Origin of the sequence: Methylobacterium longum, assembly GCF_022179385.1 — a bacterium.
Taxonomy (GTDB): Bacteria; Pseudomonadota; Alphaproteobacteria; order Rhizobiales; family Beijerinckiaceae; genus Methylobacterium; species Methylobacterium longum.
In genome coordinates, this window is record NZ_BPQS01000015.1 from 14724 (window position 1) to 28024 (window position 13301).

A 13301-nucleotide genomic window follows, 5' to 3' on the forward strand; every position below is an offset into this window, starting at 1 on the left:
CGCGTGATGCGGCTCACCCTCCCCGATACGGGCTTCGCCGCCCCGCTCCGGGCCGGCCTGCCGCCGCGCTGGCGGCGCCGCGCGCGGATCGCCGGCCTGGCGCTCGCCGGCGTCGGCCTCCTGGCGCTGCTCACCGTCTCGCAGCCCCGCACCGGCTTCGGGCGCCTGCTGATGGGTCTCGGCCTGCCGGGACTCGCCGCCGACGTCTTCGTCGATCCGGCCTGGCGCGCCGCCGCGCTCTACGAGGCCGGCCGCTACGACGCGGCGATCGCGCTGTTCCGCACCGGCGGGCGGCGCGCGAGCTACAATCTCGGCAACGCCCTCGCGAGGGCGGGCGACCTCGACGGGGCGCTCGCGGCCTACGACGAGGCCCTGCGCTTCAACCCCCGCGACGCCGACGCGCAGGCCAACCGCTCGCTGATCGCCCGGATGCAGGCCGAGGTGATCGACCGCGGGCCCGGCGGCGGCATCGCCAACGGCACGGCCCAGTACGGCGCCCGCTACAACAACACCGCCAACCAGGATCAGAACAACGACATCAACGCCGCCTCCAGCGGCGAGGGTCTGGCCGGCAACAAGGAGTCCAACGCCAGCGCGTCGCTGCCCGGCAACAGCAAGGTCGCCCGCCGCGGCAAGGCCGAGCAGCAGTCGATCGACGCCGGCAAGGGCCAGGCCCGCGGCTCCGCGGGCGACGCGGCGGGTCGCGGCCGGACCGGCGGCGGCGCCGCCATGGTGGCCGAGGCCCCCGAGCGGGAGGTCCGCCGGGTGACCAAGAGCTTCGAGGCCCACGAGATCCGCCCGGACCGGCTCTGGCTCCAGACCCTGCCGGACGATCCCGGCCGCTATCTCAAGCTGCGCCTGCGCGCCGAGCAGACCCGCCGGGTCGAGGCCGGCACCGCGATTCCAGCCGGGAGCAACCCGTGGTGACTGTGTCCGGGATGCCCGAGAGGCGCGCCCTCGTCCTCATCCTCCTCGCTCCCCTGCTCGCTCCCCTGCCCGCCCGCGCCGAGGTCGAGCCCGGCGACCTCACCCTGACGGTGACGGCCGAGCTGAACGGCAACAGCGCGCCCTTCTCCCGCGAGATGGTGCTCTTGAAGATCCACGGGGTCTACAAGCAGCCGATCCTGCTGGAGGAGGTGGTGCAGCCCTCCCTCGCCAATTTCTCCTGGACGCAGCTCGGCCGCGACCACTGGAGCCGGACCAAGCTCCCCGACGGCCAGAGCGCCATCGCGTTCGACCGCACCGTGGCGGTGTTCCCGCACCATGCCGGGCAGTTCACCATCGAGCCGTTCACCCACAAGCTGACCGTCAACGATGTCGGCGAGCGGCGGGTGGTCGAGGTGCGCTCGAAGCCGATCCCCTTCCCGGTCGCGCCCTGGACCGAGCCCGCCGGCGGCCCGGACGCCAAGGAGCCCTGGTGGCTGCCCGCCAAGGACGTCGCCATCACGGATTCCTGGAGCCCGGACCCCGAGACCATCAAGATCGGCGAGACCGCCCGCCGGATCGTCACCCTGGAGGCGCAGGGCATGGTGGCCGAGGGGCTGCCGCCGCGGCCGGTGATGCGCACCCGCGGCATCATCACCTTCGCGGGGCCCGTCACCCGCGAGACCCTGCTGACGCCCTCGGGCCCCGTGGCCCGCGCCACCTATCAGTGGGACGTGAAGCCCGGCGTCCCGGAGATCATCCCCCTCGACGCCATCGCGATCCCCTGGTTCGACACCAGCACCCGCACGATGCGGGAGACCGAGATCCCGGCCCGGCAGATCGGCGGCGGCCTGCCCGATCAGGAGACCGACCGGGCGCCGCCCCCGGTCCCCTCGCCGCTCGTGACCGCCGCCGCGGCCCTCGCGGCCTTCGGGCTCGGACTGGCCCTGATCGGCTTCGGCCTCGGCCGGCCGTCCTTACGCCTCTCGGGACCGAACCGGCGCGCCCTGCGGGCGGCGGCCCGCACGGGCGATCCGGCCCGGTTCCGCGCGGTTCTGGACGCCGCGATGCGGGAGGCCCCGGACCTCGTCCGGATCTGGCGGGCGCGACCCGGCCTCGCGGCGTCCTTCGCGGCCCTCGACCGGGCGGTGTTCGGCGCGTCCGGCGCCCCCGTCCCGGACCTGCCGGCCCTGGCCCGGTCCCTGTCGCGCCCCGAACGCGTCGCCGGCCCGGCTCCGGGCACGGGCCGTCTCGCCCCCCTCGACGGTCCGGTCGGCTGACCCCGGCGACGGGCACGGGCCGCACGGACTCGGCGGCGGGTGATCGGCGGCTGTGGTCGGCGGCGGTGGTCGGCGGCGGTGGTCGGCGGCGGTGGTCGGCGGCGGTGGTCGGCGGCGGTGGTCGGCGGCGGTGGTCGGCGGCTTGCGGACGCGCCGCCGGGAGCGGCCCGCCGCAGGGCGGCTTGGGCTGACGATCCCGACGGCGACGGCCCCTCGATGCCGGGGACCCCACGAGCCCGGCCGGACGGAGCCTGCCGGTGGGCCTCGCGCGAGGCCGACCCACCGGATGATCGCCGTTGCACAGTTCGTGAGCAAGTATTATTCCTGTGCAACGGCTCAAGTTTCGAGCAGGCATCAATATTTTGCACGATATTGCATCGTCTGATCTGCCTCCGTAGGTTCACAATGTCCGGGCGACAAAGCATCGGGCAGAACCATCAGGGAGGCGCGCGATGGCACACGTGAACGAGGTCAAGGACAGGTTCCGCGCGCGGCTGCAGGAGGCCGATGCCCGCAGCAACGATTTCCGCAAGAAGCTCCTGGAGGACGGCGCCCGGGCGCTGGAGCCGGTCGTCGGCGTGCTGCACCTCATGGCCGAGGTCCTCAACGAGGAGGACAACGTCCACGGCAGCATCACCGGCCTCGAGGCCAAGATCGACCAGGACAACTTCATCAGCCTCTGCGCGCAGCTGCGCGGCACCGAGTCGGAGCAGAAGATCAAGATCAAGTACGGGCCCGAACTCGGCGGCAGCAACTACATCTCGGTCTCGGGCCTGAACCAGCGCTACAACGAGCGCCTCGTGCCCGGAGCGGCGAGCTGCGCCGTCGGCCGGACGGTCGGCAGCGACATCCAGCTCGACGAGCACCGGGGCGACGAGCTGGCCGAGGTGGTGCGCGAGGTCATCGAGGATTTCTACGCCGCCCAGATCGAGCAGCGCAGCCACTTCGCCTTCGCGCGCTGATCCGGCGGGATCGCGGGCGAGCCGGAAAACCCGTTTCCCCCGTCGCGCATCCTGCGCTATCCCTGTCCGCGATGGGGATGGAGCTCCCCGACAACCGCCCGGCAATCCCGTGCCGGGCTGATGGCTCCTACCGCACGGGCGCGCCTGACGCCGTCCGCGGTGGGGCCGTGCGCCGAGCCGCGACGTGACGCAGCCGCCCGACCGAACAGGAAGGGCAGGCATGATCAACACCCTCATCGTCATCCTCGGCGCCGGGCTCGGCGGCGGGACCCGCCACGGGATCAACGTCGCGGTGGCGCGGCTGCTGCCCGGCCTCGGCTTCCCCCTCGCCACGCTGATCATCAACGTGCTGGGCTCGTTCCTGATGGGCGTGCTCGCGGAGGGTTTTGCCCTGCGGGGCGCCGCCGGCCATCCGGCCCGGCTATTCCTGACCACCGGGATCCTCGGCGGCTTCACGACCTTCTCGACCTTCTCCCTCGACGCGATCAGCCTGTACGAGCGCGGCGAGCCGGCCGCGGCCGCGGGCTACGTCGTCGCCTCGGTGGCGGCCGGCCTGGTCGGCCTCGTGGCGGGCCTCGCGCTGGTGCGGGCGATCCTGAGCGGGGGGTGAAACGTTCCGGTTCGCGGGGACCGGTCCTGCCGAGACTCCGCCCTCAATCGGCGATGAACTTGAGCCGGTGGTCGCGGTACAGGTCGACGATCGCCGCCGCGGTCTCCTCGATCGAGCGGCGGGTCACGTCGATCGTCGGCCAGCGGTTCCGGGTGAACAGCCGGCGCGACATCGTGATCTCGTCGGCCACCGCCGAGCGGTCGACGTAGAGGGAGGATTCGTCGGCGTTGAGGCTGGAGAGCCGGTTCTGCCGGATCTGCACGATCCGCTCCGGTGAGGCGAACAGCCCGACGACCAGGGGCTTGCGGGCGCGCTCGATCGCCGGCGGCAGCGGCATGCCCGGCACCAGCGGCAGGTTGGTGGTCTTGAGGCCGCGATTGGCGAGGTAGATCGAGGTCGGCGTCTTCGAGGTCCGGCTGACGCCCAGCAGGATCACGTCGGCCTCCTCCAGATCCTCCGGCAGGTTGCCGTCGTCGTGGGCCAGCGTGAAGTTCATCGCGTCGATGCGCTTGAAGTACTCGGCGTTCAGCATGTGCTGGGCGCCGGGTCGGGCCGTGGTCTCGGCGCCGAGATAGGCGCGCAGCAGGTCGTGGACCGGCCGCAGCACCGACAGGCAGGGGGATCCGGTCTCCCGGGCAACCTCCTCCAGCCGCTCGCCGAGGTCACCGCCCACCAGGGTGTAGAGGACGAGGCCCGGCGCCGCCCGGATCTCGGAGATCACCCGGTCGAGCTGCGCGGCCGAGCGCACCAGAGGGTAGACGTGCTCGATCGCCGAGACGCCCTCGTACTGGGCGGCCGCGGCGCGCCCGACATTGATCAGCGTCTCGCCGGTGGAGTCGGAGACGAGGTGCAGGTGGAAGTAGCTGCGGCCCATTCTGGTCGCCTTTGCGGTCGCCGTTGGCGGGGCCCACGTTGTCCACCGCCGGCCGCCAGGGGAGTCGATGAGTGTGGATAGGATGCCCGACCGGGCCGGTCCAGGGCGATTCCGTTGCGCGCTATCGACTCCGCCGTTCACAGGCAGACGGTCGGGACGCGCAGAATCCGGCCCGCTGGGAGAATCCGGGACGCATCCGGGGCCCGCACTGGACTCGGCGCCGCCAAGCCGCTGTCGGACTTGGCCGTTCTCACAAGATGAAGCGAATCCTTTAAAGCCCCGTTAACGGCGCGGCGCCGGGGACCGCCTGTGGACGCTTTTGCGCTCCCGCGATTCGCCCCCCCAATAGAAAAAACAGAGTCCTAGAATCTCTCTTTTCTTTTCGAAGGGGCCTGTGTGGGGATCGTCGCGCTTCGACTCGACAGGAGGCGCGCCGACGGGCATGCGGGATGACGGATACGGGATGGGAACGACGATGACGGGGACGCAGCGCGAGTCCGAGCGGAAGCCGTCCGAGCGGAAGGTGCTGCGCGTCCTCGAAGGGGACGCGGTCGGACCGCCCCCCGCCTGGATGATGCGTCAGGCCGGGCGCTACCTGCCGGAATACCGGGCGACCCGGGCCGAGGCCGGCTCGTTTCTCGACCTCTGCTACAGCCCGGATTTCGCCGTCGAGGTGACGCTCCAGCCGATCCGGCGCTTCGGCTTCGACGCCGCGATCCTGTTCTCGGACATCCTCGTCATCCCCCACGCGCTCGGGCAGGACGTGCGCTTCGTGGAGGGCGAGGGGCCACGCCTCGACCCCCTCGACGGCCGCGCGGCCTACGGACGGCTGCGCGAGGCCGGCGATCCGGCCGTGATGACGCATCTCGCCCCGGTCTTCGAGACGGTGACGCGGCTGCGCGCGGAATTACCGGGCGAGACCACGCTGCTCGGCTTCTGCGGCGCCCCCTGGACGGTGGCGAGCTACATGATCGGCGGGCGCGGCACCCCGGACCTCGCCCCCGCGCGGGCGCTGGCCGAGGGCGACACCGCGCTGGTGGACGCCCTGATCGACCGCCTCGTCACGGTGCAGACCGACTACCTCGTGCGCCAGCTCGAGGCCGGCGCCGACGCCGTGCAGATCTTCGAGTCCCATGCCGGCACCCTGCCACGCGCCCTGCCGGCCTCCGGCGGCCCGGTCGAGCCCGTGGGCGACGTCGCCGAGAGCGCGCTGCCGGACGCGCCCGCCGCGGATGCCCTCACCCGCTGGTCCCTGCGGCCGATCGCCCGGATGGTGGCGGGCGTCCGCGCCCGGGTGCCGGGCGCCAAGATCATCGTGTTCGCCCGCGGCTCGGGGCTCGACGGCCACGCCCGGGTGGTGCCCGAGACCGGCGCCGACGCGGTCGGGGTCGATTGGGGCGTGGACCTGAAGGCCCTGCGGGCCGCGGTCCCGCCCACCATGGTGACGCAGGGCAACCTGCATCCCGAGACGCTGATCGAAGGCGGCGCCGCCCTGGACGCGGCGGTCGATACCGTGCTGGCGGCGACCGCCGGCCTGCCGCACATCTTCAACCTCGGCCACGGCATCACGCCGCAGACGCCGGTGGCCCATGTCGAGCGGATGCTCGCGCGGCTGCGCGGGCAGGGCTGAGGCGGGACGCGTGCTGTACGACTGGATCAAGGCCGGCCACGTCATCAGCCTGATCGCCTGGATGGCCGGCATGCTCTACCTGCCCCGGCTGTTCGTCTATCACGCGAGCCTGCCGCCCGGCTCGGAGCCGCAGGCCGCGACCTTCAAGGTGATGGAGCGCCGCCTGCTCAAGGCGATCATGACCCCGGCGCTGATCGCCACCTGGGCGTTCGGGCTGGCGCTCGCCGGGATGAGCGGCTTCTACGCGAGCCCCTGGCTGCAGGCGAAGTTCGTGCTGGTGCTCGCGATGTCGGGCATCCACGGCTGGCTCGCCCGGATGGTCAAGGATTTCGCCGCCGACCGGAACACCCGCGGGCACCGGTTCTACCGGGTGCTCAACGAGGTGCCGACGCTGCTGATGATCGGCATCGTCATCCTGGCGATCGTCAAGCCGGGCTCCTGAGCCCGGGATCCCGGGCCGGTTCACCACGCCGCGGCGGCGCGCGGAGCCTTTCGCCGGCCGGACCGTTCTGAGGCCATGTCGAAGTCGTTCCCCGCCGTCCTGGTCCTGACCGCCCTGGCGTTCGGACCCTGCGCGCAGGCCGCGAGCTTCCCGTGCGACAGGGCCGAGGCGGCCGACGAGAAGGCCGTGTGCGCACACCGGCCCCTCAACGACCGGGACGTCGAGATGGCGACCCGGTTCGAGATCCTGAAGGCCGTTCTGCCGATGGGCGGCCAGACCAAGCTGCGCGATGACCAGGAGGCGTGGCTGACGGAGCGCCGGACCTGCGGCGGCGACGTCGCCTGCCTCACCGGGGTGTACGACACGCGGCTGAAGGTGCTGCGCGGGGTCTTGGCGGAGTTCGCCAAGCAGGGGCCGCAGTAGTTCGAGCGGCCGGTCCAGGGCCCCGAACGCGGACGACGGCCGGAACATGCCGATGCCGTCGGCCGGCGCCGGCCGCGAACCCCTAGCGCGCGCCCGCCCTCCGCCCCCGGATATCGGCCCTCACAACCGCGCCAGCAGCCGCTCCGCCAGGGGGTTCTCGGCCGCGAAGGCGTAGTCCACGCGCCGCACCGTCACGGCCCGGGCGCCGGCCTGGACCAGGGCTCCCGCGAGGTCGAACACCGCGCCCTCCGGGCAGCGCAGGACGATCTCGCCCTCCGCGCCCTTCGGCGCGCCGTAGGGCAACTCGGCCTCGTGCAGGCCCGCGATGGTGGCGAGGTCGATCGTGCCGCTCTCCGGCAGGGCGGCGCGCACCTCCCGGGTGGTCCGGGCGCGCTCCTCGGCGGCGATGCGGCCGAGCACGGTGCGCAGGGCCGCCCGCTGGCCCTCGCCCCAGGGCGCCTTCAGCGAGGCGACGAGGTTCGCCTCCGAGCGCAGGATGATGCCGTCGTCCAGCACCTTCAGGGCGTTGGCGCTGAGGGTGGCGCCCGTGGTGGTGATGTCGACCACGATCTCGGCCGAGCCCGCCGCCGGCGCCCCCTCGGTGGCGCCCAGGCTCTCGACGATCCGGTAGTCGGCCACGCCCTTCTCGGCGAAGAACCGGCGGGTCAGGTTCACGTACTTGGTGGCCACGCGCAGGCGCCGCCCGTGGCGGGTGCGCATGCCGGCCGCGACCTCGTCGAGGTCGGACATGTCGCGCACGTCGATCCAGGCCTGGGGCACCGCCACCACCACGGTGGCGTTGCCGAAGCCCAGCGGCGTCAGCAGCTCGACCTGGCCGCGCACGTCCGGCAGGGTCTCGCGGATCAGGTCCTCGCCGGTGACACCGAGATGGGCGGCGCCCGAGGCGAGCTGCGCGGCGATCTCGGAGGCCGAGAGGTAGCGCACCTCGACGTCGGGCACGCCCAGCAGCTTGCCGCGGTAGTCGCGGGCGCCCGCGCCTTGAGCGAGCTTGAGGCCCGCGCGGCCGAAGAACGCGCTGGCATTCTCCTGCAGGCGGCCCTTCGACGGGACGGCGAGGATCAGCGGCAGGGTGGTCGCGTCCGAAGCACTCATCGGCCGGCTCCCGCCACGCGCTCGATCCAGAAGGTGCAGCCCACCGCGGGCAGCGGGACGGGGCTGCCGAGATGGCCGAGCAGGCCGTCGTAGCGGCCGCCGCCGACCAGGATCGGGCCCGCTTCTTCGGTCACCTCGAAGATGAAGCCGGTGTAGTAGTCGAGGTTGCGGGCGAAGCCGCCCTGGAAGCGGAACCGCTCGATCGGCAGGCCGCGGGCCGCGATGAAGCCGGTGCGCTCCTCGAACAGGTCGAGGGCGGCCGAGAGGGCGTCGTGGCGGATCTGCGCGTCGGCGACCAGCGCCCGCAGGTCGCGGGCGGCCGCGTCCGGATGGCCGGCGATCACCCGGTAGCGGTCGAGGATCGCGCGGTTCTCGGCGTTGAGCCCAGCCCCGCCATGGGCCTGTGCGGAGGCCTTGGCGAGGAAGCGCTCGGCAATCTCGCCGGCGCTGCGCCCGCCCACCGCCGAGATGCCGGCGATCGCCAGCACGTCCTCCACGAAGGCGCGCACGCCCCGCGGGTCCTGGCCCTGGATCGCCGCCAGCAGGCCCGCATGGGGATCCTCGGGACGGGTCCCTTCGGCGCCGTTGGTGACGGCATCGAGCGAGCGCCCGGCCGCCAGCGCCCGGAGCGTCCGGCGCTTGGCGGCGGGCGGGACCGCGAGGCCGTCGAGGAGCGCCACGGTCAGGCCCATGTCGCCGAGCCGCACCGCCGGGTCGGTCCGGCCGAACAGCGCGAGGCCTTCCAGGGCGAGACCCAGCACCTCGGCGTCGGCCGCCGGCGTGTCGGTGCGCCCGATCGACTCGATCCCGGCCTGGAAGAACTCGTCGGGCTCGTCGGCGGCGAGCCGGAAGACCGGGCCGCAATAGCTGTAATCCGCCGCCCGTCCGTCGGACTCCGCGCGGTGCAGGCGGCAGACCGGAATGGTGAATTCGGGCCGCAGGCACAATTCGGCCCCGCCCGCGTCCTGGGTGACGAAGATCCGCCGGCGGATATCCTCGCCCGACAGTTCGAGGAACGGCTCCAGCGGCTGCAGCACCGGCGGCGTCACCGGCCGGTAGCCGGCCGCCGCCAGATGCGCGAGCAGCCGCGTGCGCGCCGCGTCCCCCGCCCCCGTCTCTCCCGCCTCCGGTCGTGTCATCGCAATCCACCTCGCGGGCGCTCTGTAGCAACCGCGACCGGGCTTGGCGACCGGGTTGGCGACCGGGTTGGCGACCGGGTTGGCGACCGGGCTTGGCGACCGAGCTTGGCGACGCCGTCGGTCGACCCGAACGGCATCGGCTTCCTCTCCACGGACGCAGCGCCGCGATCCCGGCGGGGCGATCTCGGTGAGCGCGGCGCCACCCGGGCCGGCCCGGCCGCTGGGCCGCGGCCGTCGACCTGCTCCGCGTCCCCGTCGCGGATCGTCTACCCGGTGGATACCGCAAATACAGGGTCGGTTTCGTCGTCGGACATCGTGTCGTGTCAGGACCCTTCCGAGGCCTGATCCCTCGGCGCGATGCAGAGGCGGCGCCTGAAATCTCAGGACGGATCGAAGACGCGGCCGATTGCGTCCGGAGCGATGCCGGATCCATCATGGCGTAACCGGATCGTCCGGCGACGGAGTGGGGACAAGGCTGCGATGCGGCGGCGCGCTTCTCGGGCCGTGGGCCGGCCGCGATGCACCGGGCTGTGCGCCGCGCTGATCACGCTCCTCGCCGCCGCCCCCCGCCGCGCGGCCGATCTCCTGCACCGGACGCCTGAGATCGCGGCATTCCGCGCGGCGACGCTGCTGCGGATGCTGGCGGACCTGCTGGCCGGTGAGGCGCCCCGGGGGCTCGGCGTGCCGCCGCTGGGCCCGCGCGCCCGCCTCGTCGTGCTGGCCGGTGACGACACCACCCTGGCGAACCTGTCGGGCGCCCTCGGTCTGGGCTGGTCGCTCCCGGGGCAGCCGGATCCCACGCCCCCCGGCGCCGCCCTCGCCTTCGAGCTCTGGCGCAACACCGAGACCGGCGCGCGGACGGTCCGGGTCCGGATCTACGCCCAGACCCTCGACCAGCTGCGGTCCGCCCGGGTGCTCGGCCCCCTCGATCCGCCGGTGACGTTGCCGCTGGCGATCGGGATCTGCCGGGCGCGGGAGGGTGCGTGCGGCGTGGAAACCTTCGCGACCAACCTCTGCGCCGCCGTGCCGCCCGTCTGCGTCCGATAGCGCCCGCGCGGAGCCGGCCCCGGACGAGGGCGCGGGCTGGAGACCGGCCGTCTCGGCCCTCCTCCGGATACGTCGCGATGCGTCCGGATGCGTCCGGAGGCCGGACAGGTTCTCAGAGGGGTCGGATGCTGCCGAGCCGGGCCCCGCGGGGCCGACGTGCCGGCTTGCGCCGTGTGAGGGAGGCGAGTGCGGGGGCGCCCGCGACGCCGGCGCTGAGGACGGGGGCACTGCCGGTGCCCGGCGTGGCGGCCGCGACGGCGCTCGGCAGGGGACCGGGGACCGGACGGGCCGCCGAGGCCGGCGCCGCGCAGGCGAGGACCAGCCCGGCCGACAGGATCAGGATCTTGGTGCGCATCCCCGGATCTCCCTGCCGACGGCGTCGCGGCATCGACCGGGATCAACGCCGTCGAGGCCGCGGCGTTTCAACCGGCCGTGGATGTGAAATGCCGGGCCAGCACGGCGCGGACCTGCGCCACCAGATCGGCCTCGGGACAGGAGATCTGCGCCGGCCGCGCGGCCTTCCACTCGGCGTTGCTGGCGATGGACTCGGCTGCCCGGGCACCCTCGATCAGGTCCTTGATCTGGACCTCGCCGGCCAGCCGCTCGTTCGAGCCCTGGATCACCGCCACCGGGGCGCGGCGGCGGTCGGCATACTTCATCTGCGCCTTCATGCCGGCGGCGCCGAGATAGAGCTCGGCCCGGATGCCGTCGGCCCGCAGCAGCGCCACCAGCCGCTGGTAATCGGTCATGTTCTCCCGGTCGAGGACCAGCACCACGACGGGCCCGGGCGTCTCGGCACCGGCGAGCAGCGGGCTGCCGACGAGCTGCAGCGCCGAGAACAGCCGCGAGACGCCGATCGAGAAGCCGGTGGCCGGCACCGGCTCGGCCCGGAACCGCCCGACGAGGCCGTCGTAGCGGCCACCGCCGGCCACCGAGCCGAAGCGCACGGTCTGGCCGTCCTCGTTGGTGACGGGAAACGTCAGCTCGGCCTCGTAGACCGGGCCGGTATAGTACTCGAGCCCGCGCACCACGCTCGGATCGGCCCGGATCACGTCGTGGCCGTAGCCGGCGGCGGCGCAGAGCCGCATGATCGCGTGCAATTCGGCGATGCCCTCGCGGCCGGTCTCGGACGCGCCGACCGCGTCGTGCCAGCCCGCGAAGAACTTCTCCCAGAACGCCATCTTGTCGGCGCCGTCCCCGGCATCGGCCTGGAACGACACGTAGGCGAGGATCCGGCCGATCGCCGCCGCGTCGAGGCCCGCGCCCCGGGTGAAGTCGCCGCTCTCGTCCTTGCGGCCGGCGCCGAGCAAGTCGCGCACCCCGTCGACGCCCAGCCGGTCGAGCTTGTCGATGGCGCGCAGGACCGTCAGGCGCTGGCCGGCCTTGTCGGCGCCGGCGAGCCCGATCGCCTCCATGACGCCGTCGAGCACCTTGCGGTTGTTGACCTTGACGACGTACTGCCCGCCGAGCCCGAGGCGGTTCAGCGTGTCGGCCATCAGCATGCAGGTCTCGGCGTCGGCCGCCACCGATCCGGCGCCGACGATGTCGGCGTCGAACTGCATGAACTGGCGGAACCGGCCCGGCCCCGGCTTCTCGTTGCGGAAGACGTAGCCGGCCCGGTAGCTGCGATAGGGCTTCGGCAGCGCGTCGTAGTTCTCGGCCACGAACCGGGCCAGCGGCGCCGTGAGGTCGTAGCGCAGGCTCAGCCACGCCTCGTCGTCGTCCTGGAACGAGAACACGCCCGCATTCGGACGGTCGAGGTCGGGCAGGAACTTGCCCAAAGCTTCGGTGTACTCGACGAAGGGCGTCTCCAGGGCCTCGAAACCGTAGAGTTCGAAGCTCCTGCGAATCGTCTCCAGCATCCGTGCCTGCGCGGCGATCTCGCCGGCGCGCCGGTCGACGAAGCCGCGCGGCAGGCGGGGCTTCAGGGTCTCGGCCTTCTCGGCCCGGGGGGTATCGGCCTTGGACATGGGTGCGCGTTCGCTTCTCGCGGACCCGGATTCCGGGTCCGGCATCGGATCTTGAATCGTCTCCGGCGGGCGGAGATCCTGGGGCCGGGCTCTAGAGCATGCCGCGCGAAAGGGGAATTCGGTTTCCGGCTGCCCGATGCGAGGCTGGCCCGGTGCGAGGCCGCCTCCCCGATCGGGTCCGGCTCCGCTCGACCGTGTCGTTCCGGAGCGCCGCCGGGGGTCCGGACCGACGGCCCGCGGGCGGGATCCGTCAGTACGGCGCCGTCAGCTTGAGCCAGAGCAGGGCCGCGAGGCTCACGACGGCGATCGGCATCTGCAGGGGGCGCAGGCGCGCATGGGCGAGCGGCACCTCGCCGGCCCGCGCGGCGATCGGGTCGAGGATGCCGATGAGGGCGTAGCCGAGGATCAGCATGGCGAGCGCCGGCACCGCCTTACCCATCACCGCCGCGAACAGGCTGGCGAGCCCGAGGACGTACAGGATCAGCATGGTCACGATCTGCGAGACCTGCGGGCCGCCCTCGGTCCGGAAGCTAACGCCCCGGTGCACGCCCGCCAGGAACAGCAGGATCGAGGCGGCGTACAGCAGGGTGAACAGCGCCACCAAGTAGTCGAGGGGCTGCCCGTTCAGCCACCACGCCCCCGCGGCGCCGACCGCGATCGGCACCATGGGCCCGAAGCCGAAGACGACGTCGAGCCAGGGGATCCGGCGCGGCTCGTGCGCGGTGAGGGTGCGTCCGGTGGCGTCGTCGCGCATGGCGTTCAAGCAGGCTCTCGTGGGATGTTCGGGCGGATTTCTGTTGCGCTGCGGCGCCGGCACGGTGAACGGCCCCGCGCCGGCACGGTTCCGAACCGGGGCCGGCGGCGCCGCGGGCGTCGCCCCGGCCGAC

Annotated in this window: 14 protein-coding genes and 1 riboswitch; of the genes, 8 read left to right on the forward strand and 6 right to left on the reverse strand. The window is 73.0% G+C overall.

Annotated features, from left to right (window positions below; all coding sequences use genetic code 11):
- Window positions 1-6 precede the first annotated feature (6 nt).
- The 4 genes from MFF58_RS15005 to crcB all read left to right on the forward strand — a co-directional run bounded on the left by MFF58_RS15005 (window position 7) and on the right by crcB (window position 3776).
- Complete coding sequence (locus MFF58_RS15005; RefSeq protein ID WP_238289319.1) at window positions 7-927, forward strand: tetratricopeptide repeat protein; 921 nt, start codon at window positions 7-9, stop codon at window positions 925-927.
- An 11-nt stretch (window positions 928-938) separates the two neighbouring features.
- Window positions 939-2204, forward strand: coding sequence for a hypothetical protein (locus tag MFF58_RS15010; protein WP_238289509.1), 1266 nt, complete (start codon window positions 939-941; stop codon window positions 2202-2204).
- A gap of 452 nt (window positions 2205-2656) precedes the next feature.
- Entirely contained in the window at window positions 2657-3166 is a 510-nt protein-coding gene (locus MFF58_RS15015; protein ID WP_238289321.1) for a hypothetical protein, read from the forward strand.
- Between the two features lie 64 nt (window positions 3167-3230).
- A riboswitch (Fluoride riboswitch) is annotated at window positions 3231-3303 on the forward strand.
- An 83-nt stretch (window positions 3304-3386) separates the two neighbouring features.
- The gene (gene crcB, locus MFF58_RS15020) at window positions 3387-3776 is read left to right on the forward strand and encodes a fluoride efflux transporter CrcB (protein WP_238289324.1); all 390 of its coding nucleotides are present in this window, start codon (window positions 3387-3389) and stop codon (window positions 3774-3776) included.
- 43 nt (window positions 3777-3819) lie between these two features.
- Here the strand turns inward: crcB and MFF58_RS15025 are convergent, their stop codons facing one another.
- Complete coding sequence (locus tag MFF58_RS15025) at window positions 3820-4650, reverse strand: pyruvate, water dikinase regulatory protein (RefSeq protein ID WP_238289326.1); 831 nt, start codon at window positions 4648-4650, stop codon at window positions 3820-3822.
- A 463-nt stretch (window positions 4651-5113) separates the two neighbouring features.
- On the opposite strand from MFF58_RS15025, the gene MFF58_RS15030 reads away from it, so the two are divergent.
- From MFF58_RS15030 to MFF58_RS15040, 3 genes are all read left to right on the forward strand, one after another.
- Window positions 5114-6280: a uroporphyrinogen decarboxylase gene (locus MFF58_RS15030; RefSeq protein WP_238289328.1), complete on the forward strand. Its 1167-nt coding sequence runs from the start codon at window positions 5114-5116 to the stop codon at window positions 6278-6280.
- 10 nt (window positions 6281-6290) lie between these two features.
- Window positions 6291-6722, forward strand: coding sequence for a protoporphyrinogen oxidase HemJ (gene hemJ, locus MFF58_RS15035; protein WP_238289330.1), 432 nt, complete (start codon window positions 6291-6293; stop codon window positions 6720-6722).
- A gap of 75 nt (window positions 6723-6797) precedes the next feature.
- On the forward strand, window positions 6798-7145 hold the full coding sequence (locus MFF58_RS15040) for a lysozyme inhibitor LprI family protein (RefSeq protein WP_238289332.1): 348 nt from the start codon (window positions 6798-6800) through the stop codon (window positions 7143-7145).
- 120 nt (window positions 7146-7265) lie between these two features.
- Here the strand turns inward: MFF58_RS15040 and hisG are convergent, their stop codons facing one another.
- Both hisG and MFF58_RS15050 read right to left on the reverse strand, forming a co-directional pair.
- Complete coding sequence (gene hisG, locus MFF58_RS15045) at window positions 7266-8258, reverse strand: ATP phosphoribosyltransferase (RefSeq protein ID WP_238289334.1); 993 nt, start codon at window positions 8256-8258, stop codon at window positions 7266-7268.
- Window positions 8255-9397: an ATP phosphoribosyltransferase regulatory subunit gene (locus tag MFF58_RS15050; protein ID WP_238289336.1), complete on the reverse strand. Its 1143-nt coding sequence runs from the start codon at window positions 9395-9397 to the stop codon at window positions 8255-8257. The genes hisG and MFF58_RS15050 overlap by 4 nt, the downstream gene beginning before the upstream one ends.
- Window positions 9398-9877: 480 nt before the next feature.
- Here MFF58_RS15050 and MFF58_RS15055 point away from each other — a divergent pair, with 480 nt between their 5' ends.
- On the forward strand, window positions 9878-10444 hold the full coding sequence (locus MFF58_RS15055) for a histidine-type phosphatase (protein WP_238289338.1): 567 nt from the start codon (window positions 9878-9880) through the stop codon (window positions 10442-10444).
- 112 nt (window positions 10445-10556) lie between these two features.
- Here the strand turns inward: MFF58_RS15055 and MFF58_RS15060 are convergent, their stop codons facing one another.
- The 3 genes from MFF58_RS15060 to MFF58_RS15070 all read right to left on the reverse strand — a co-directional run bounded on the left by MFF58_RS15060 (window position 10557) and on the right by MFF58_RS15070 (window position 13168).
- Window positions 10557-10799: a hypothetical protein gene (locus MFF58_RS15060; RefSeq protein WP_238289340.1), complete on the reverse strand. Its 243-nt coding sequence runs from the start codon at window positions 10797-10799 to the stop codon at window positions 10557-10559.
- Between the two features lie 67 nt (window positions 10800-10866).
- Window positions 10867-12414 carry a histidine--tRNA ligase gene (gene hisS, locus MFF58_RS15065; RefSeq protein WP_238289342.1) on the reverse strand — a complete coding sequence of 516 codons (1548 nt, stop codon included), beginning with the start codon at window positions 12412-12414 and terminating at the stop codon, window positions 10867-10869.
- A gap of 250 nt (window positions 12415-12664) precedes the next feature.
- The gene (locus MFF58_RS15070) at window positions 12665-13168 is read right to left on the reverse strand and encodes a DUF3429 domain-containing protein (RefSeq protein WP_238289512.1); all 504 of its coding nucleotides are present in this window, start codon (window positions 13166-13168) and stop codon (window positions 12665-12667) included.
- Window positions 13169-13301: the final 133 nt, after the last annotated feature.

Excerpts from the sequence above, each read along its gene's own strand:
- crcB (WP_238289324.1), top strand. The coding sequence starts at position 3,387 with ATGATCAACACCCTCATCGTCATCCTCGGCGCCGGGCTCGGCGGCGGG.
- MFF58_RS15050 (WP_238289336.1), bottom strand. The coding sequence starts at position 9,397 with ATGACACGACCGGAGGCGGGAGAGACGGGGGCGGGGGACGCGGCGCGC.
- MFF58_RS15060 (WP_238289340.1), bottom strand. The coding sequence starts at position 10,799 with ATGCGCACCAAGATCCTGATCCTGTCGGCCGGGCTGGTCCTCGCCTGC.
- MFF58_RS15055 (WP_238289338.1), top strand. The coding sequence starts at position 9,878 with ATGCGGCGGCGCGCTTCTCGGGCCGTGGGCCGGCCGCGATGCACCGGG.
- MFF58_RS15025 (WP_238289326.1), bottom strand. The coding sequence starts at position 4,650 with ATGGGCCGCAGCTACTTCCACCTGCACCTCGTCTCCGACTCCACCGGC.
- MFF58_RS15040 (WP_238289332.1), top strand. The coding sequence starts at position 6,798 with ATGTCGAAGTCGTTCCCCGCCGTCCTGGTCCTGACCGCCCTGGCGTTC.
- MFF58_RS15030 (WP_238289328.1), top strand. The coding sequence starts at position 5,114 with ATGGGAACGACGATGACGGGGACGCAGCGCGAGTCCGAGCGGAAGCCG.
- MFF58_RS15005 (WP_238289319.1), top strand. The coding sequence starts at position 7 with ATGCGGCTCACCCTCCCCGATACGGGCTTCGCCGCCCCGCTCCGGGCC.
- hisG (WP_238289334.1), bottom strand. The coding sequence starts at position 8,258 with ATGAGTGCTTCGGACGCGACCACCCTGCCGCTGATCCTCGCCGTCCCG.
- MFF58_RS15010 (WP_238289509.1), top strand. The coding sequence starts at position 939 with ATGCCCGAGAGGCGCGCCCTCGTCCTCATCCTCCTCGCTCCCCTGCTC.
- hisS (WP_238289342.1), bottom strand. The coding sequence starts at position 12,414 with ATGTCCAAGGCCGATACCCCCCGGGCCGAGAAGGCCGAGACCCTGAAG.
- MFF58_RS15015 (WP_238289321.1), top strand. The coding sequence starts at position 2,657 with ATGGCACACGTGAACGAGGTCAAGGACAGGTTCCGCGCGCGGCTGCAG.
- MFF58_RS15070 (WP_238289512.1), bottom strand. The coding sequence starts at position 13,168 with ATGCGCGACGACGCCACCGGACGCACCCTCACCGCGCACGAGCCGCGC.